The sequence below is a fragment of the Nitrospira sp. genome, assembly GCA_030653545.1.
GTDB lineage: Bacteria > Nitrospirota > Nitrospiria > Nitrospirales > Nitrospiraceae > Nitrospira_D.
In genome coordinates this window covers 137,555-158,044 of sequence record JAURZE010000025.1, presented here as the reverse complement: position 1 = coordinate 158,044, position 20,490 = coordinate 137,555, and the positions used below count along the sequence as shown (strand labels likewise).

Sequence of the window (20,490 nt, the reverse complement as noted above, 5' to 3'; positions counted from 1 at the left end):
CTCCTAGCCCAAGGGCAGCACACCTCGGAACGCCACGAGGATGACCAGACTCAGCAGGACCGCCCCGGCCAACTCACACTCCCTGGATACAGCGATCCCGCAGGGTGTTTCTCCGACAGCCGGGATCTGATCGCCGCGGAACCAGAGGGCAAGACCGAGCAACCCGGCTGCCGCCATGACGAGAGGCGCCGTGGACATCAGCGATAACCCGATGGCCATCGCCAGGATCGGGCCTTGGACTGACCCTTGTGCGGAAGACACGCGGCTGATCCACCACGCACGGACCCGGATCACGACACCGGCCGCCACCAGCAACGCCCCGCCCCCGATGAGGAACGGGCTCTCCGGCCCCGACTCGACCGGAAAGGCCAAGGACCAGACAATGGCAAAGATCCACACGGTACCGGTAGCGGCCTGATACAACGCGGATTCAACCGACCGGATCCAGTCCTTCCACGGATTCGCCGCCACCATCCCGCTCACCGTTCCCAACACCCACCCACCAAAGACGTCGCTGGGGAAATGCGATCCGCGTAACACGCGGCTGAGCGCGACAAATGCCGCGATGCCCATGAATAACGCGGATAACAACGGAAACCGGCGGCTCAGGACGGTCGCGAGCGCAAAGGTCGCCGTCGTATGGCCGGATGGGAAGGAATCGAACCCGGAAACCAGCGAGGGCGCGATCGACCACTCACCCGACGCAGAGAATTTCGGCCGTGGCCGACCGATGAGATGCTTCACCGTATGGACAAGCACTGTGGCCAGCCCGTGCGCCCACAGGGTTTGGATGCCGGTTGCGATCCCGCGCGATGACGGCAGCAGCCAGCCAACGGCCAGCAGGATCGCGCTGACAATCAGCAACTGCCGACCGTCGCCCATCCAGTTCCCGGCGTGACTCACGAACGCCATCCAGGGAATCGTTAACGTCCCGCCGCCCTCGGGCGTCGTCATCGTACGCAGATACCGGGCGACCGGACCATCGAGCTGACGCAAACCCCAAAGGACGCAGCCTAAGGCGGCACAGAGACTAACCAGGGACACGAAGCGTTCCCAGTGATGTGTGACGCGTGACGCGTGATGAGCGAAATCTGCAGATGCGGGGTCTCGCCCCTCTTCCCCGCTTGTCACATATCACCTGTCACTCGTCACCCGCTTACCTTACGGCACCCACTCGGCCAGGAAGACATTGAACTCGCCCGGTTGTTTCGCATTCCGGTCGGAGACCCACACGACGCGTTTGCCGTCCGGCGAAAACATCGGGAAGCTGTTGAATGCTCCCTCGAACGTCAGGCGCTCCAACCCAACGCCGTCATCGCCCACGAGATAGAGATGAAAGCTGGGCCGGCCGCCCTCGCCGCGGGTTTCAACGTTTGACGAGAAGATGATCCGCTTCCCGTCCGGATGAAAGAAGGGTGAAAAGTTCGAGGCGCCGTTCGACATCACCTGGTGCTTTCCGCTCCCGTCGGCATTCATGATGAAGAGTTCCAGCTGGCCCGGCTCCACCAGCCGTTGTCCCAGCAGCTCTTTATACCGCGCAATCTCGGCCGGATCCGTGGGGTGCGATGCCCGATACACGATGCGTTTGCTGTCCGGGGAAAAGAAAGCCCCGCCGTCGTACCCGACATCGTCGGTCAGGCGGCGATGACGCGAGCCGTCCAGATCCATCGCGTAGATATCCAGATCACCGTCTCTCACCGAAGTCCATATGATGGTTTTGCCGTCCGGTGACACCGTGGCTTCCGCATCGTAGCCGGGCGTATTGGTCAACCGCTGCATTTCCTGTCCGTCGATGCGGGCGGCAAACAAATCATAGTCGTCGAGCGCCCAGCGATAGGCCCCTTCGCGCTTCGGTTTGGGCGGACAGTTCGGACCGTGGAGGTGCGAGGATGAATAGAGGACCCGCCGATCGCCCGGAAAAAAATAGCCGCAAGTGGTCGCGCCGGACCCGGTGCTCACCAGACGGACGCTCTCGCTCTCCAGATCCATCACGTACATCTGGTAACAGCCCAGGGGAATATCGTCCGGCTTCAGCGTGGCCGCATACGTATCTTTCATCCAGTTGTTGGTCGACTGGAAGATGAGCTTATTCCCCGTGAAAGAAAAATAGGCTTCGGCATTTTGCCGGCCGAAGGTGAGCTGCTTCACATTCTTGAAGTGACGCTCGGCACTGACCGGCGCCTTGGCTGCCGGTGCACTCTTCGCTCGATCGGCAGTCAGTCCAAGCTGAGGCCACAAGACCAAGGCGATCGCAACTACGATCAGACCGCGCATTCGATTACCGCTGTTCATCACGTCGAACCTCCTTCATTCCCTGAAACTCCTGCCACATTTCTCGCTTTGTCACGGTGCCTTCGTCGAAGACCACCGCGCTCTGCCATCCATAAAAGAAGAGGAGCCGTGCCACCTTCGCCGCGGCCGCAGGATCCATCGCGTACAACACGGTCACCACCGAACCGGGTGCATCAGGGCGATGACAGGACCACAGCACCGCCATGCGGCGGCCTTCATACGAAGTTCCGGCGATGTGAAATCCATCCGGTCCCACCGTCGCCAGATCCCCGCACGCGTTTGCGAGCAACGACTGCGCCTGCGCATGACGGTCTGACGTCGCCACGATCAACACCGATCCTGACGGAGGCAAGGCCACGATGTCTACCGGCAATATGGTTATCTTCTCCTTGGTTGGATCCTGCGCATCTTGCGACTCGATCCGTGCGACGAGTTCCTTAAACGGCGTCGCGCTGTCAGGAAACAGCGGCAGCACCGCCTTTCGCTGATCGGTCACGAAGAGATTCAACACCGGGGCCAGTTGCTCCCGCTTCAGTCGTTGCAGGCTCATGAAATCGGGATCGATCGACAACTGCAGCGGCTCAGCCGGAACTACCAGCTCGACGTCATGCTGTTCGGTATCCAAGGCCACCGCTATCGAGGTTGTCGACCCTTTCATAGTGATGGCCAGCGGCAGGATGAACCGAAACGCCCCGCCTTCCCGGGTAAGTCTGATACGCAGTTTATACGCACCCGGCTGATCCTGGTTGGGAGTCGCCGTCGCCTCGGCGATGGCGACGGCGGGCGCGCCTGGTCGCTCGATCCATTGTGCAAAGAACCATCGCAACTCCCGTCCGCTGGTTCGGCTAAAGATCCGCTCGAGATCCTGCCAATCGGCATGCCGCCCGGACAGATCGGCCACCAACTGTTTCACACCCCGCCAGAAGGCCTCATCGCCGATCTCCAATCGAAGCTGATGAAACACCATCGCCGCTTTTTGGTACCCGATGGCATTGTCTTTCTCGTCGCTCTTTCGCTGAAACGCCGCGATGGGATAATCCAACTGCGGAGTCACGTAGAGGCTGTAGCCCTGCAACATCAATCGCCGCTGTTCACGCGCTTGCCGATCATCGTGAATCAGCTCGTGCCAGTAATAGTTCGTCAGGTACGTCGTCAGCCCCTCGACCCAATTGCCGCTCTCGGGACGATTCCACACCGCATTGCCGATCCAGGAATGGACGATCTCATGCCCTAGAGCATAGGGCTGAGTATAGTGACGCTTGATGCTCCCGCTTCCCAGCAAGGTAAAGGACGGCATCCCCAAGCCACTCGCAAAAAAGTTTTCCACCACGGCAAACTGCTTAAAGGGGAAGGCGCCCAGCAGCGGGACATAGGCATCCAGGTATTTGACGGTCGCATCCAGATATTCATCCGCCAGCGCCGCATCATCGGGGAATAGATAGGTTGCGAGGTGGACCACTTGTCCATTCACACCCTTCCAATCCCGCGCCGTGACGGTGAATCGGTTTGCCACTAAAGTAAGCGCTTCGGTCACGCCCGACTCCCAGGTCTGCACGGAGCGGCAGGCTCCATCGGAACGAGGCTTCGTGCAATCCTGTTTTGCACCTCCCTGCCCCTGACTCACCGTGGTCCATCCGGCCGGCATTTCAACCGTCAGCGCATAGGATGCGAGAGAGCCGGCCAGATCGGGATACCAGCCGGTTTCACTACTCAAATACACCCCTTCCTGGCCGATATGCCCTGACGTTTCGCTCGGCGTCACGAATCGAAGGTGCCGTGGCTCGCGCGGAGGATCATCGATGGCCCCGCGATAGCGCCATTCCAGCGTCACATTTCCTTGTTGATGATTGGGCAGCGAGACCAGGAGGGACCGGAGATTGGAATCGATTGCCACAGCGCCCAGCGACGTCGAGACGGGCGTCAGGCGCTCTTCGCTCCCCACCCTTGTCACAAACGCCACCATCTCAAGGCGCAACGATGTGGCTAACGTAAAGTCCAGCGGCGACTGTGAATCGCCGACCCGCACGACCATCCGATCGGTCACGGTCAGCTGATGCTGGTCAGGATCGATGCTGGCGCGAAGTTCGTGCCGGATTATGGCAGGGGGAGGCGCAGGAACATCGCCGGCCTGCCCCTGTGACAGGGGCAGGAGCAGCGACAATCCGATGAGACAAGCAATGAAACCGCGGCGCGTGCTTCCGACTGGCATCGGAAGGGTTTTAGCACTCGCGACAGACGAGCACAAGCTGGATGGCGGTCAATAGGCGATCGAGCGCGATCGGTTTGCCCAGCACTTCTTGCGGACCCAACGACCAGGCTTCCTCCAGCATCTCTTCGTTGTGACTCCCGGTCATAATGATCACGCCGCCGGCATACTCTTTTTCCCGAAGCGCTTTCAGCACATCGATCCCGGACAGCCCGGGCATTATCATATCGAGCAGTAACAAATCCGGCGCAGCTTCTTCGACGACCCGCATCGCTTCATAACCATCCTTCACACCCAACGTCCGGTACCCGCGCAGGCTAAGGAACTGTACGAGCAGATCGCGCACCAGCGGATCGTCATCGACGACCAACACCGACTCCGCCGTCTCTTGCCCGGCGAACGAGGGAATCGGGGAGACCGGCGTCTGATTGACCTTGACCGGCGTCTGAGACACCCGGTGCACCGCTTCGACCAGAATATCGAGCGACAGCCCGCGCCGGATAAAGTCAGTGACTCGCAGGGAGCGCGCCTGATTCTCCTGCACTTCCGTGGCGCCACCCCCAAGAATAATGACCGGCGCCTCGGGATCGATGGCCCGAATCTCTTTCAAAACCGTCAAGCCGTCCATCTCCGGCATACGCAGATCGAGCAACGTAATGCGCGGGGTATGCTTGCGAAACAGATTCAGCCCTTCACGGCCACTGGTCGTGGTGATCACTTGATACCCATGCCGCATGAACACGGTCTGAAGGAGATCGCAGTTCATCTGGTCATCGTCGACGATTAAGATCTTGATCATTCGAAACCCCTGCCTCTGAATCGGGTGAATGCTATTGGCGACCATCTCCAAAGAGATACGTCACCACCATAGCACAGGGGGTTCGGAGCGAAAAGAAAATGGCGGGTTATGACCGAGCGGCCGGTTGGCCGAATAAGGCGGCAATGAAGGCTTCCTGATTGAAGTCCTGCAGGTCTTCGACCGCCTCTCCCACACCGATCAAACGGACAGGCAGCTTCAGCTCATCGGCGATGGCCACCACAATCCCGCCGCGCGCCGTCCCATCGAGCTTGGTGAGCGCCAATCCGGTGACGCCGACGACATCCTTAAACTGTCGCGCTTGCGCCAACGCGTTCTGTCCGACCGTCGCATCGAGCACCAGGAGAATTTCATGCGGCGCCCCCGGCAGCGCCTGACCGATCACCCGAACGATCTTCCGCAATTCTTCCATTAAATTTGACTTCGTATGCAACCGACCGGCCGTATCAATGAGCACCACATCGACCGCGCGCGCCTTGGCCGCCACGATGCCGTCAAACGCGACAGCCGCCGGATCCGCCCCGTGGCGATGCCGGATCACATCCACACCGACACGATCCGCCCACACTTGCAGCTGATCGATTGCCGCCGCGCGAAAGGTATCGCCGGCTACCAGCAGAGGGCGGCGACCACCCTGCACCAACCGTTGCGCCATCTTGGCGATGGTGGTCGTTTTCCCGACGCCATTCACCCCGACCATCAGGACCACGAAGGGCTTTGGCCCCTTTTCGATCAACTGTTCCAGCGACGGCCCTTGCACCGGCGCCAAGACACCATACAAAGTCCGGCTCAGGACATTCTGCAACGCCTCAGGGTTGGCCGCATCCGCCCCTCTGGCGTGTTCGCGCACATGGGTCATCAATCGGTCGACCACCCGCACACCCAAGTCTGCCGAGAGCAACGCAGCCTCCAGCTCCTCCAGCATCGCCGGATCGGGCATGCGCCCTAAGACGCGATCCAGTGATTGCCGAACGACCTGACGCGTCTTACTGAGCCCATCGCTCAGCCGCTGAAACCACCCCATCGCTACCCTTTCCTCGCCGCCGTTGATCCAGCACACATTCGACTCACCCGTGGCACCGTCGCCAATATTGGAATCGGCCGCAGACCTCGTAACACCGCTTGCTCCCGCCGCTTCATGCGGCGCGCCTCCGCGTCGCTTCGCTCATGATCGTACCCGCAGAGATGCAACACGCCGTGAACCAGCAACCAGGCCAGCTCTTCACTCAGGGATCGTCCGCCTTCTTTCGCCTGCCGCTGCGCCGTCGGCACCGAGATCACGACATCACCGAGCAGCGCAGACATCGGGCTGCTCGACTCTCGCATAGCAAACGCCAGGACGTCGGTGGTTCGATCCTTCTTCCGATACTGACAATTCAACCGACGCATCCGCCCATCGCCTACCAAATCCAGGCTAAGCTCTGACTGCTTTTCCCCGACCGTGACAAGCACGCGCTCAGCCAGACGCCTCAGGGCCGCCTGACGTACCCTGACACGAATAAGACGAACACGTAGATAGACAGCCATTTAGTGCGATTGTCCCGAGGAGCCTCGGGGCGGCGAACCAGAGGAAGACCACTTGTTGGACCCGGACGGCGACGAGTGCGGCAAGGCCGGCCCTTTGGACAGCCTGGGATCACCACCGGTTGCAGACTGGTGTCGATCATACGCTCGGACGATGTCCTGCACCAGCCGATGACGGACCACATCCTTCTCATCGAAATATACGAAGGCAATCCCTTCGATATCGCGCAAGATTTCTTTCACTTCAATGAGACCGGACACCCGCTCGGACGGCAGATCGATCTGCGTGATATCTCCGGTCACAACCACCTTTGAATGAAATCCCAATCTGGTGAGAAACATCTTCATCTGTTCCGCTGTGGCATTCTGAGCTTCGTCCAAAATGACGAACGAATCATTCAAGGTGCGCCCGCGCATGAATGCCAACGGCGCGATCTCAATATCCCCTCGTTCAATCATGCGATTGGCCCGTTCCATGTCCATCATGTCGAACAGCGCATCGTACAGCGGACGAAGATACGGGTTCACCTTTGCATACATATCGCCGGGGAGAAAGCCGAGCTTCTCGCCGGCCTCGACTGCGGGCCGTGCCAGGATGATGCGACTCACTTCCTTCTTCATCAACGCACTGACCGCCATTGCCATCGCCAGATAGGTCTTGCCCGTACCGGCAGGCCCGATCGCAATCACAATGTCGTGCGTCTCAATCGCTTCGATGTAGGATTTCTGCGTGGGAGATTTCGGGCCGACGAACCGCTTCTTCGTGACTATCGTCGTGGCGTTGGTCAACACCTCCTTAACAGAGGCATCCGGCGTCTGACGCAACGCGGTCAGCGCATGCGTCACATCATCGGCTTGAAGCACCAGTCCTTCGTTGGTGAGATTCGCGAGTTCGAAGAGGATCCGTTCAGCCTGGCGAGTCGCGTCAGGAAGACCATCGAGGGTGACCTCTTCACCGCGTGCGGACAGCCGCACGCCGAGATCGTCCTCAATCAGCTTGAGGTGCCGGTCGTGGTGACCGAAGAGGGCGGCAGTGTCCGTGCCTTCTCGTAGTTTTAGTTTACGCACGAATGCAGAATGGTCTCCCTCCTAAAACATCAGATGGGTTGATTCTAGCAGAGGGAGAAAAGGCGAGACAAGCAGAAGTACGGAACAGAGTAGGAAGACTAGGCCCCCGCTGGTTTACCTGGCAGGCTGACGCCAAGCGCGAGGTCAAATTCCTGATAGGCCAAGCCCCCCTGGCCATCTTTAGCCAAGACCTTGACGTGAAAAACGCCCCGGTTGCCCGGTGGGATCATCCAGGTAATCCGCCCGGTAGCAGACTCAATGGTCATGCCGGCAGGGGCCGTTTCTAATTCATAGGTCAAGCGATCCCCGTCAAAGTCCGTCGCTCTGACGGCATACTCATATTGATCCGGCGTCACTGGGGCAGGAGGAGTCGATACGATCGTAGGAGCGTTGTTGCCCAACGTCACGACATCAGAGCGCAGCATATTACCCATAGCTTGCGAGTCACGCGCCGTTACCTCGACCGTCACCTTGTCGCGTGGAGCCAATCCGGTCGTATCTAAGGACGCCTCTTCCCCCTCCTTGACGACCGCATCATTCCGGAACCAGCGATAGGTCAAATCAACCCGGTCATGATCAGGGTCGGTCGCAACCACCTCTGCAGTCAGCTTGCCACCGGGCTGTGCAGTCTGAGGGGTCAATGTCACTGCGGTGATATGGGGAGCGGTATTGCCGACCTGCGCCGCCGGAGTTCGGACCGGTTTTCCCTTCTGCTTTCCATCAGAGGGTGTGATCTCGGCAGAAATCATTTGCCCCCGGCGCAACAACTCGGCCGGAAATGTCGGATTCGTTTGGCCGGCGACCAGAGCATCATCCACATACCACTGATAGGAATAGGTAATGGGTTCTCGTTCGGGATCCTCCGCCAGGGCTTGGATTCCGACCGGGCCCGTCAAAGGAATCGGGGTCTGGAGAATCTTCGCCAGCACCATGACGGGAGGCGCATTTCCAGCAACTCCCACACCTTTTACTGGTTCCGAACCAGCGCCGCCGGTACAACCAGCTCCACTCAGAACGAGCAGCACACCAGCGATCAAGATTTCTCTATTGGGATTACGAGCCATTGATCTTGCTTTATCAGTCATTCCCTAGAGAATCATCGGTCGGCGATAGACGTGTCCTTGCCCATCGCCAACCACCATGCGACATTAGTCTCGTTGATGCACCCAGCTAACGAATCGACTATAGAACTCTTTCAATACCGTACTCGTACAGACCGCATTACCACCGCTCATCTGATTACAGATTTTCCCTCCGCCGCTTTCCTGTCCAACGTGCATCGATCCGGACGAGGCCAAACCGACGCCAAGGTTAATCTTGGTATTGATATTGGTATTTGCGCCGGATGGCGTGGTGCCGACCACAGGATAAGGAGGTGCCGTACCGGTCTTATAGAAGAGCACGTACAGATAGCTGATTCCGTCGGAGGCACAGAAGTCGTTCGTCGGCACGAACGTCGGCAGAAAAATCACGCCGGCGATCAGAGTCGGATTCACTACTGATCGCTCGGCAGAATAGTTGACAGTGGAGATCGTGACCGGTCCGGGCAACGTGATCCGCCAGCCGTCCTTACTCGCAATCAACCCCATCATCGAGTTCGCCCCAGTCCCCTCGACACTCGTCACACTGGGGTTAGTCGGGTCTGTGACCTGGTTGGTCGCGCCGCTGCAGATCAAACACACCACCGCACTGGTCACATCGACCAGATCATCGCTGTGGCAGTTGAAGGTCGAGGTTTGTGTACAGGATCCGTTCATGACTTGATCTTTGAGACCATAGAGCCGCTGGATGGTGCTATCCACCTTATCGGCATTGCTAAAATACCGGCCTGTTCCAAAGAACACCCAGGTCGCATTGGTGTCATCGATCGTCACCGCCGGCGCAGCGGCCGTCGGGCCGACTTCGACTGTGGTGCCCGTGCCTGCATCGAAGAAGGTGTCAATGACCTCCGTTGGAGTCCGATTGGCTCCATTCGCAATCCCCCAGGTATTAGGCGTGCAAGGGGCTGCGGGACAACCCATGGTCAGCCGGTACATTTTCCCGCGCCAGGGCAACGCCCCGTCATGGGCCGTTCGTCCAACATAAGCGACATCAGTCCGCCAATCTAAATCTTTATCAATCGAGGCCACGTGGCCCATAAAGGATCGCCAACTGCCGACCGGCATAGTCGTCAAACTGCCACTGGCAGCCACCTTCGGCCCATTCTTCAGATCCACCACATACAGTTTCGCAGACTGAGATGGGGCAGCAGGCAAATCAGCTTGATACCCATTGGGGCCCGAACCAAACACAACGAACCATTTTTCATTCCCGGTTGCTGTGATGGCATCGGTATCGGGATTCATCCGCACAACCGATGGATAGCTCGTGGTGAGCCCCAAGCCGCTGTCGGTAAATACCCACAGTAGTTTGGGGCTAACTTCTGGATTGGTCACATCGAGCGCGAAGTAGGCGCTATAAAATGTCCGCGGCGTCCCGCCGATCGTGGCGGTCATGGGCGGCGCACCGGATCCAGCGGCGCATTGTCCGCAACTGCCCCCCATGCGGAATCCCCCGATGAGAATCGTGCCCCATCCGCCCGGATGGTCGGCATCCGGAGTGAACACTCGCGCTTCCGTGATCGTCGGCTTCAAATCGACGTAGTACACATGGCTATAGTCGACCCGCGCCAACCACTGAAGATGAGGGAGCAATTCCTGCGGAATGAACGACCACATCTCAGCCCCGAGGTTCGGTCCGCTTGAATTGTTGGTCGGATTCTTCGTGTACCAGCCATGCTCAACGGTACCAGCCGTCGTTGAATCGTCACCCTTATGATAGTACCCGCCATTGAAAGCATGGAGCATTCCATCGTTCGCGCCAACGTAGGCCACTTGCCGGCGATTCCGGTATTGCTGATAGAAGAGGTTATAGTCTGCGTCCCCATAGGCCAGGTCGTATCGAGCTTTAGGGGCGCCAACGACCGTCGGCGTCGAATGGATCGGATCTCCTAACTTCCAGACCTTGTACGTCCCGCTCCCGACCGGCGTCTCTAACATTCTCGTTCGCAGGCCCGCCACCTCGTCGCCACGAATAAAATTGATGAGGTTCATGGCATTCGAACTACCAGAACAGGTATCGGCCGCATACCGGAGATAGTCTTTAAGCGCCGCGCAGTTTGCCGTATTGAAATCGATCTGTTCCGACGGATCGACGACGCCGTTATTGTTCGCGTCGACCCACGTCAGAATCGTACGTGCTCCTGATGTGGTGTAAGCCAACTCTTTCCCCGCCTCCCACACCGGTACGATGGACTTCAAGTCGGACGTCAGAATCGGCGTGGCACTGTCGGCCACCCCGTCTCCATTGAGATCCTCGAACTTATCGACCAGCACTTTCTGATACGTCGGGCTTAGGGGATTGTTGTCGTACCGCGTGGTGATGATGCGATCCTGCTCATACACCAATTTCCCATCCTGGATCGTGTCTTCACGGAAATTACCGAACCCATCGACGAACAGGGAATGGGTATAGCCCGTCCACTTCACGCTGGCGCCGCCCTGACCGACGTCGCTCGTAAAAAAGTAGGCCTGGTAGATCGACCCTTCACCAGTCGATGCCGTCGCCAAGACCGAAATCGATGTACCGGAGGCGCTCTTGCGGAGAATCGATGTGATCGTGGCCATCAACCGGTCTTGCAGATCGTCAACGTTCGATGACTCGAAGTAATTGTCGGGAATCCCGTCGCTGCCCTGCGCCCCGGTCGCATTGATGACCTTATCCCATTCGGATACTTGATCAGGAAGGTTGTTGCCGTTCACGTCTTCAAATCCTCCCAGCAATGCCGACTTCATAAGCAGCTCGCGTCCACTGATGTTGCCGAAGGCATAGAACGTATAGAGATTAATATTTTGCAGACCGGGCAGACAGCGACCAGACACACCCAGAATGGCGATCGTTCCATCAGCCGTACCGCTACAAGGCCGGAGATCGGTGGTATGGGCCCAATAGGCGACATCATCCAAGTGATGCGAGCCATTGCTCGCATAGTCCGTCCGGTGTTGCTTGAGCAGAACATTGGTCGGCGTCGCGGGATCGTTATTGCAGGTTCCTCCGGGAGGATCCACGAAGGGCACTCCGCGATTCCCTGCGCAGAAGGTTCCCGCGTAAGGCTGAGCATTGGTGTTGGCATAATTCCTGATGCTCGCGGGGATGTTTAAGTCTTGGGTCGGCTCGCCATCCGTCACGAGCAGGACAAACGTCTTGCAGCAGGCTACCTGAACGGAGTTGGTAGCCCAGGCCGGCGAATGGTTGCTGCCGAAGAAATAGGGATCGCGACCGCAGCCATTGGTGATGTATCCGGCAGGGCAGACCTCGCTTCCGGTCAAAGCACTGATTTCACTGGGCCCGATGGATCCTGCACCGGTTCCCTGAAAAGCCACGCCCGGCGAATAGGAAATGGGGTACACATACGAGGTGGTGAGGTACGCCGAATTGATCTGGGCCACATAGCGTGTGGTTTCATAGAGTGATTCCGCGAGTGGTGTCCAGGTCGAAGGAAAGGTTTCTTCGACTGCGTCCAACATGGCTGCTGTGTTCGTATTGAACGTTCTCACGGTTGTCGTATTGAACCCGATGGTCTGACGGGCTCCCACTCCTACCAACATGCGTGGCCCGTCGCCGGTCGCCTTGAACTCGAAGAGACCGAATCGAGCCTGAGGACCGACCTGCTGAATGGTGCCCGTCGGCTCCGCATCCCGGACGAATCGAAGCCAATATTGTGTTTCGGCGAATCCATCACCGTCATTGCACGAGGTAGCCGTGTTGCCGGGAGCTGTCGCGTCGTCGTCGATGCAGAAACTGCCGCCCATCCCGCTCGTACCGCCCCGGTATTGGATGCGGATTGTCCCGGGAGTACCGGGAGTAGCCGCAGTGGGAATGCGATTCTGGTATCCGTTTCCCGGTCCGCTCGAGATCGCCATGACGTCGTGCCCACGACCTGTGTTGTCAAACCGCTGCTGAGCTTTAATCGTAATCTTCGCAGGAGTTCCACTGGGGGGACAGGTTCCGTCGGCCGCTCTGATCACAGCACAATCGCCGCCCGACATGGCCTTCTTGAGCCCATCCATACGCAGGAATGTGGCCCAATTCAACAGATTCCCGTCCCACTGCGTGGTGGCCGGACAACCAGCATTAACCGTGGCCTTCCCCACCGCGAATTCAAAACGCGTGTTCGTCGCATCGTAGGCGTAGCAGCCCAGGGAGTCGAAAAACCCGCCATAGGTCGTGGTCGCCACAAAGTTCTGATTCACCGGCGTCGTTCCGCCTCCGGACAGCACACCGCACCAAGTCGCATCGCAAGCCCGCTCCGCCATGCTGCCGGAGTTATCGAGCAGGAGAATGATGTTCGGGGCCACCTGGTCGCTGACAAAAGGTGGAACCGCGTAGTACTGATCCATGGTTTGGGCCAGACTTGCGTTCGGACCGGTCAAAGATCCGATGAGCACACTCAAGATGGCTCCACGAACTGCGAGACTTCGGCCTTTCATGGTACTCTTCCCTTTCCCCTAACTCTTAACCTCGAGTCTGCTTAGCGAATGTCTTAGCGAGGCAAAAAGACGATCATGCGGTCGATCTGGTTGTTTTGCTCTTTTTTCACGTGATACTTAACCTCGGCAGTGACCACGAGTGAACTCGCCTCCATCACTTCGCCTTTCTCATTCTGAATTACCGCATCGGGAGTGAGTCTGAACGTTCTCCCGTCAATCTGAAAGGCTGTTTCATAGATGGCCGTGATACTGCCGGACTGGAGGCTGGTCATCACGCTGAGGGGAATGGGGTCAGCCTGAGCCGCAGAATCAGCGAATCCCGCTAGACCACACATTCCTAAGACCACGACCGCTCCCACAATCGTTCTACAGGAGGCCCTGGATCGACTCAGTTGATTCATCGCGCTGGTACGCGGCATGTCCATGATCTTGGCTCCTCTTTTGTGGCGCATTACAGCGCCCGGCGTTGACAGGTATCGGACCCCAGATGGAGACAGTCAAATACCGCAATGACCCGGCTCGTCGCTCCGGTTGCCGCATTCGCCGCCGTGCAATCGACACGATAGAAAAAGTCTTTCGTATTCTCATCGCTGCCGGCTCGTAGCTTACTGTAGAGAAAATCGATGTCCCCGTTCACCAGGTAGTTATTCACTGTCATCGTGATATTGGGGGCATTCCCGGCGCCCACCGCCACATCCGGGTTATTCCTCATTGAGACCGGAGCGCCATTGATTTCCTGACTGAGTATGGCAGCATTGGCCGCAGGCACAGGTCCAGCCGGGGCGATGAGCGTGGCGGGAACCGATCCGGGGTCAACCGAATTTTGAATCACATTTACAGACATGCCCACACAAGACTCCGCAGCATCGGTGCCCTCTTCGACCATCCTGATTGCACCGGCCATCGAATTTTCCAAGCCGGTCATCGTGAGCGCGGCTACGCCGAGCGTGCCGGTCATGAGCATGATCACCATCACGGTCATAAACGAGGTGCCTCGTTCATCGAGACCCAGCGAGTCTTGCCGGCATTCTTGAGCGCGATCGCAATCAACCTGTCTCATAGTTATGACCTCAAATTTCGGAGCTCAACCGTACGAGTCTGCACCCGTCGGCGAAACTGCAGATAGGCTTGCTGTTGAGCCGGTGTAGCGTTATCGCCGAGCGCGAAGACCCCGGTTACATGATTGTGGTCACTCACGTTGGTAATTGCGTTATTGTTCGAGACATTCGTCGAGATGCCTTCGCCCATGCCCTGGTCTAGCTGCGTTTGCCGAGCAACAATCGTGACCTGAGCCATGCGGATCTTCGCCGGCGTCATGGACGCGCCAAACGGCGCCGCCGTGCCGAACCAATTTCTATCCGTGACAAAATCGGGGGTGTCGAAGATGTTATTCCCGTTCAGATCATCGATCTGTCCATCAGGATTTCCTGAATTGATGATGGGGTTGCAGCCATCGCACGCATAGGCCAGTTGAAGATCCTCAACCCCGTCCATAATGGGCACGCAATTCGCGTTCACCTGATTACAGTTCGGCAGGGCACCCGGTAGTACCAGCGCCGCTGGTACTGCTCCACGAACGAGACAGGGCGCCGACCCCTGGCAGATGTTGAGAACATCAGGCGGAGGAATAACCTGATAGGTGATGCACTGCACCAGATAGACCTGAGTTCCGGTACCAAACGCCGTCGGATCCTGAATCGCCGGGCTTATGGTTAACCCGCCGACATTTGCTGCTTGGATGATTGATCCAGCCACCCCGCCCAACGACACCACGTTTCCAGGCAGTGAGAGAAACCCGCCAGGGAGAGCGGTGCCCATCCCCGTAGTGGCATTCGCCGGCATTGGAATATTGGTAATGGGCGTCTTCGGCCCCCCGATGGTTCCGGCCGGTGGCACAAACACCTGCCATAGCGCTCCCACTGCGGGAATCGAATTCGTCATCGGAACGACCATTGAGATAGAGTCAGGTCCGAAATCGGCTCCTGCCGGATTGTTGTCTGCCGGCACGAGCGCGGACGGAGTTCCGTTGATATGACACCCCCCGACGGGTGTCGTGAGTCCCTGCATCCCGAAACCGGCCAGCTTCAGATCGGCCGTGATCATGTCGAGGGCATTCCGCGCTGTGGCCTGTGTCTGCCCAACCTGACCGCTAACCCGGGTGGTCTTCTGACTCACGGTCAAGGCCCCGAACCCAGCCGCGAGCAGCGCCGTCGTCATCATGGTCGCAACCATGACTTCCGTGAGCGTAAATCCCGCTTGAGCCTGGCTCCGAACCTGTGGCTGTGTCGTCATCGGTTCACCTAATCCTTATCCTTCTCGCCCAACTCAAACCGACTACTCATTGATCACTCGGGAACAACAAGCGTTTGAAATGCCACGGTCCTGGCTCGCTGTCCAGGCCCTCGGTCGTTCCAGTTCACCCTGACTGTGACCTGCATGGCTCCAGATCCGGCCGGCGCCACTTGAGTCGCCGTCACCAAACCAACTGCATTCACCAGATTCGAACCTAGAACTCTCGCCCGCCACTGGGTACAATCTCCCTGAACCACCTGCGTCACCTGTGGACTGGTAATCGGCTGAATGCCAAGTGGAGGCGGGGCTGGCAATCCGCCTACAAGGCAGTTACCTGGGCCGGTCGTATCGAGATTGTGGTACGCCCAGGAGTACCGCCGGTTGTTCTGGATCCGCTCCATCATGTCGGCGGCGATGTTCGTCACAATGGATAAATCGTTGGCATCGACATTCTTCCCGAGTGACATGCCCTGCATAGCCGCCATACCCATCACACCCACACCGAGAATAGCAGCCGAGACAAGCACTTCTACCAACGTGAAACCCTGTTCGTTGCGTGCCTTCATGATGGTTTCGCCTGCTCCTCTCTTCATGATGTGGCGTTCAACACACAAGGGTTGATGGCCTGCCGACACCACGTCACCTTTCCCGAAGGCGCGAGTGAGATCGTGTAAATCAGACTGGGGTTACGTACGCTTTGCAGTTGAATTGTCTGAACCGCCAGAGGCGATGTGCTCAACCCTCTGGGCGTATAACCGATAGGATTAACTGGCAGCGGCAGGACAAATCTCACATTTAAAGGCAAGGTCTCTGCTCCAAGTGGCGCGGTGAACGTCACCTGGTCCAGGCCCAACGGTATATTGGCTGGAGTGGCCACAATCATAGCGTTCCGGCTGATGGCAGCAGAGCGAGCCATGATGAGGCGGTTATAAATCGTGGTAGTGGTTTGATACAGCTCGTACTTGGCATACATGAATGTAAAGTTCGGAACGGTCAGCGCCGCAGCAATCCCAACAATGACAAGCACGATCATGATCTCAAGAAGGGTGAACCCCCCTTCCTGTGTACGGACCTTGCGTAGCCTGTTTGATCTAGAGTGCATCATGGCACCCCCAACCGAGCAAGGGGCATGCCGTTGCTGAGGCTCTTGCGTTACAGTTTAACTGCTTGATTTATCAGGACTTGTTCGGAGCAATGCTGAGCGTGTGATGGTCGCTTTTCGCGCAATGTGCCGACAAATTTTGGCCGGGAGTCTGAGCCAATGCGCGCGCGCACCCTTGCGGGCTGAGATGGCGCGCCCCTCAAGCGCCCCCTGGTCACTACATATAATGGTGGTTGGCTGAAGGCTGGAGAGACACCACAGGCAAGCCTCAAAAGGAAAGCCACCCGGGGTGAGGGACATTAACGGTTGGCCCTACAGGCGCGAGAAAATCTGACTCGATTCTTCACTTCACAGCCACAGCACGAACTTGTCGATAGGTGGTGACGCCTTCGAAAACTTTCTGAATCCCATGTTGGAGCAGTGTCACCATCCCCTCACGCCTCGCGACACCCGCCATCTCTGCCGTTCTGGCCCGAGACTGAATACAGCGCTTTACCTCGTCTGAACCGACCAGCAACTCATGCAGCGCCATCCGGCCTTTGAATCCGCTCTGATTGCAGCGCTCACATCCACGCGCGCGATAGAAGCTCAGCCCTGGCGAATACGTGACTCCGACTCGGTCCCAGTCACACGCTCCATAGGCTTGAACCAGGTCGTCAAACTCCTGCCGATCCGGATAGTACGCCTCTTTGCAGTGCACACAGAGGCGCTTGCACAATCGTTGCGCCAGCACGCCTAGCATCGCATCGGAAAAGTTGAACGCATCGCACCCCATATCCAACAGTCGCGTCACGGTCTCGACGGCACTGTTGGTGTGCAGCGTACTCATCACCAAGTGACCCGTGAGTGATGCCTCAATCGCGATGTCCGCGGTTTCTTTATCGCGCATCTCCCCGATCATGATGATATCCGGATCGGCCCGCAGAAACGCCCGCATAGCCGCAGCGAAGGTAAAGCCGATCTTGGGGTGCACCTGCACTTGACGGAGCCCCTCCTGGGTCAGTTCGATCGGATCCTCTGCCGTCACGATCTTCCGAGCATCGGTATTCACCTGCTTCAATAGGGCATGCAGGGTCGTCGTTTTCCCGGACCCGGTCGGACCCACACAGAGGAGAATACCCTGCGGACGTTCGACCAACTCCTTGACGGCCTGCAAAACACCCGGCATAAATTCCATGGCCTCCAACGGCATCGGGATTTTCGCCGTTAAAAGTCGCAGCGTCACATCTTCGTTCTCTCCTGCCGTAGGAAGCGTCGCCACGCGCAGTTCAAGCTCTCGATCTTTTCCGAGGCGATAGCGAATCTTGCCATCCTGGGGTTTGCGCCGCTCCGCGATATCCAGATTGGCCATGATCTTGATGCGTGACACGACCGCACGCCGGTAGCCGGAGGGTATCTTCATGTAGGGGAAGCAGGTCCCGTCAACACGGAAGCGCACCGCGGTGTCACGCCCGGTCGAATAGGGTTCGATGTGAATATCCGAAGCCCCGAGCCGGTCTGCCTCCGCGATCAATTGGTTCGCCAGTCGTACGATGGCGGAATCATGCTCCGTAATCTGCTGCACGGTGCCATCGGCTTCGTTCCAGACCTCCTGCACGAGTTCGCCGAGAATGTCGGCGATCGCCCCGCGAGCCGACTGCTCGGTGGCCAGAAGCAACCACTTTTCGAGATCGCGCCGTAGTCCAACCACGACTCGAATCGTCAGCCGTGGGAACGCTCGCCGGATGTCAGGATCTTTATCGAGATCCTGCGGATCCGCCCGAAGAATCTCCACCACCGCTCCCTGCCGCTTGATCGGCACCCATGCGCTTTTCCTGAGATACTCAATGCGCAGATTCTTGAGGAGCGCCACCTCTAGAACGACGCGTTCATCGTACGCAAGAAACGGACAGCTATAATACTCGCTGAGCACGGCACCAAAGTCCGACTTGGGAACGTGATACGTGTCGAGGAGGAGCGACTCCAAGTCAACCCCTTCCACCCGTACCGCCTCAAGCACGGCTTCCATCTCATCCTGACTGAGCACGCCGCGAGTCACCAGCAGCGACAGGAGACGGCGCTCCCGATCCATGCGAGCAGGCGGATTCTTGCCTAGCGGACGTTCTACGTTGTTAGACGGATTCGCGTTGGGGAGCTTGTCGCCTGGACTCTGCACTCTTCACCTCCTCCCTGCCAAGTCGGTGTCATTCATATCGGACCATCCAGGTCCCGGGCACGCGCATAACAACCGGAATCCCGCGAAACAGTCCGCGCCCCATCTCGTGGTCGTACCACAGCTCCATGGTCGCCCCCGGGTGAGTCGTCGCAATCGTCCCTTCCGCCGCGACGGCCCCGAACACCCGCATGGAGCGATCGAGCGTGATATTCCCGACGGCATAGAGCGCCCCGTTCAGATGAATATTCGAGAGTTGAACGGCGGTCCGGCTGCCGGCCGCCTCGCTTCCTCCGGCAGGGGGGCTCAGTACCGACAGGGACTGCCCCGACCCGGCAGGACCCACCATGACATGACCTTGCACGACAAGGACCGCTTCAAGGTACGCCATATTCAGCCGAACCACCCCAAGGTTGTCCGTCCGCGGAGCCTTCTGATCCAACGTGTCGATGAAGATGAGTCCTCGGGTATCGCCAACGCTGCGTGAGCGGAGGTAGTCGTCTGGAGCCACACCACGGCCTGGCTCTACAGCCCCATTCAAATACAGGAGGCCATCCCGATCGATTGCCACGTAGGTGCCATGTTGCTTGGCAAATTGCTTGAGCTGCTCGTACCCCCAGCGATCTCTCCGCACCCCGGGAGTCGGATGCCGATTGACATGGACATTGAGGGGAAGCACGACACTACTGCTTTGCCCCGGTGACAGTTGCATGAGATGAACCGGTCCCCCTATCCACATCGATAACCATCGGTCTTCGCGGTGAGACATGTCGCGATAGCTCACACCGGTCACCGGTGCGCTGTCACTCTGCGAAGGGAGATCTTCCACCCGCTGCACAATCAGATCGCCTCCGACGGTCAGGTCTCCCCAATGCACCAGCGCACCCGACTCCGGCGCGACCTGAGGCACACCAAGATTGCCTCCAACCTGGATCCCGGCTCGCAGTGCCGGAATTTCCAGGGCACGGAGTTGCATCGAGACCGCATGTCTCACGGAAGAACTCACCGTCGCGACTGTTGCGTCGACGGTACAGAGCAACCCGGGACCGCTCGGGGCATAGACCTTCAGCCCTTGCACTGAACCGAGATCCTGCAGGAGCCGAAACATTCCCGTCCCCGCATCGTTCAACAAATGGTGATCCACACTCCGTGAAGCATCGAGCCACACATCGGGACGATCGGCCGTTCCGATGAATTGAGACCGGCCGGCCTGGTCGAAAAATGAGGGACTTCCCTCTGAGGACGACTGCCGCTTGGTTAGGAGCGCCGCCAAGGCCGACGGGCTGGTGTGCGGACTATGAAACCAGGCGATGACCAGATCTTGCGCCGCATCAGCCACGGCCTGGGCCACAGCAACCTCGGTGGCTCCCGAGGCGCTCGACGCCTCTTGCCCTGCCAGATCCAGCAGCGCCGCGCCCACCAGCGCCAGCACCAAGGCAAGAATGATGACCCCTAACAGCGCAATGCCCTGTTCATGTGATGAGCGTGTTTGAACCGTCTTCATGGCGC

General features: G+C 58.4%; 16 protein-coding genes. All 16 read right to left on the bottom strand.

Annotation, left to right across the window (positions count from 1 at the left end; translation table 11 throughout):
* Positions 1-3: 3 nt before the first annotated feature.
* Positions 4-1,044 carry a phosphatase PAP2 family protein gene (locus Q7U39_12460; protein MDO9118765.1) on the bottom strand — a complete coding sequence of 347 codons (1,041 nt, stop codon included), beginning with the start codon at positions 1,042-1,044 and terminating at the stop codon, positions 4-6.
* Between the two features lie 117 nt (positions 1,045-1,161).
* Positions 1,162-2,295: a hypothetical protein gene (locus Q7U39_12455; GenBank protein ID MDO9118764.1), complete on the bottom strand. Its 1,134-nt coding sequence runs from the start codon at positions 2,293-2,295 to the stop codon at positions 1,162-1,164.
* The gene (locus Q7U39_12450) at positions 2,279-4,501 is read right to left on the bottom strand and encodes a M1 family aminopeptidase (protein ID MDO9118763.1); all 2,223 of its coding nucleotides are present in this window, start codon (positions 4,499-4,501) and stop codon (positions 2,279-2,281) included. Before Q7U39_12450 ends, Q7U39_12455 begins: the two co-directional genes overlap by 17 nt.
* A gap of 10 nt (positions 4,502-4,511) precedes the next feature.
* Complete coding sequence (locus Q7U39_12445) at positions 4,512-5,297, bottom strand: response regulator (GenBank protein ID MDO9118762.1); 786 nt, start codon at positions 5,295-5,297, stop codon at positions 4,512-4,514.
* Between the two features lie 106 nt (positions 5,298-5,403).
* Positions 5,404-6,339, bottom strand: a complete 936-nt coding sequence (gene ftsY / locus Q7U39_12440; protein MDO9118761.1) for a signal recognition particle-docking protein FtsY — start codon at positions 6,337-6,339, stop codon at positions 5,404-5,406.
* A 2-nt stretch (positions 6,340-6,341) separates the two neighbouring features.
* Positions 6,342-6,842, bottom strand: a complete 501-nt coding sequence (gene ybeY, locus Q7U39_12435; protein MDO9118760.1) for an rRNA maturation RNase YbeY — start codon at positions 6,840-6,842, stop codon at positions 6,342-6,344.
* Positions 6,843-7,907 (bottom strand): PhoH family protein, encoded by a 1,065-nt coding sequence (locus Q7U39_12430; protein ID MDO9118759.1) that lies wholly within the window; start codon positions 7,905-7,907, stop codon positions 6,843-6,845.
* 98 nt (positions 7,908-8,005) lie between these two features.
* On the bottom strand, positions 8,006-8,971 hold the full coding sequence (locus tag Q7U39_12425) for a putative Ig domain-containing protein (GenBank protein ID MDO9118758.1): 966 nt from the start codon (positions 8,969-8,971) through the stop codon (positions 8,006-8,008).
* 84 nt (positions 8,972-9,055) lie between these two features.
* The gene (locus tag Q7U39_12420) at positions 9,056-13,435 is read right to left on the bottom strand and encodes a PilC/PilY family type IV pilus protein (protein MDO9118757.1); all 4,380 of its coding nucleotides are present in this window, start codon (positions 13,433-13,435) and stop codon (positions 9,056-9,058) included.
* Between the two features lie 53 nt (positions 13,436-13,488).
* Positions 13,489-13,860, bottom strand: a complete 372-nt coding sequence (locus Q7U39_12415) for a hypothetical protein (GenBank protein ID MDO9118756.1) — start codon at positions 13,858-13,860, stop codon at positions 13,489-13,491.
* Between the two features lie 26 nt (positions 13,861-13,886).
* Positions 13,887-14,495, bottom strand: a complete 609-nt coding sequence (locus Q7U39_12410; protein MDO9118755.1) for a hypothetical protein — start codon at positions 14,493-14,495, stop codon at positions 13,887-13,889.
* A 2-nt stretch (positions 14,496-14,497) separates the two neighbouring features.
* A complete protein-coding gene (locus Q7U39_12405) occupies positions 14,498-15,727 on the bottom strand; it encodes a PilW family protein (protein MDO9118754.1) in 1,230 nt (409 codons plus the stop codon).
* Positions 15,728-15,780: 53 nt separating this feature from the next.
* Positions 15,781-16,293: a type IV pilus modification protein PilV gene (pilV, locus tag Q7U39_12400; GenBank protein ID MDO9118753.1), complete on the bottom strand. Its 513-nt coding sequence runs from the start codon at positions 16,291-16,293 to the stop codon at positions 15,781-15,783.
* Positions 16,294-16,316: 23 nt separating this feature from the next.
* On the bottom strand, positions 16,317-16,829 hold the full coding sequence (locus tag Q7U39_12395; protein ID MDO9118752.1) for a type II secretion system protein: 513 nt from the start codon (positions 16,827-16,829) through the stop codon (positions 16,317-16,319).
* Between the two features lie 343 nt (positions 16,830-17,172).
* Positions 17,173-18,984 carry a GspE/PulE family protein gene (locus tag Q7U39_12390; protein MDO9118751.1) on the bottom strand — a complete coding sequence of 604 codons (1,812 nt, stop codon included), beginning with the start codon at positions 18,982-18,984 and terminating at the stop codon, positions 17,173-17,175.
* 28 nt (positions 18,985-19,012) lie between these two features.
* The gene (locus tag Q7U39_12385) at positions 19,013-20,485 is read right to left on the bottom strand and encodes a hypothetical protein (protein MDO9118750.1); all 1,473 of its coding nucleotides are present in this window, start codon (positions 20,483-20,485) and stop codon (positions 19,013-19,015) included.
* Between the last annotated feature and the right edge of the window lie 5 nt (positions 20,486-20,490).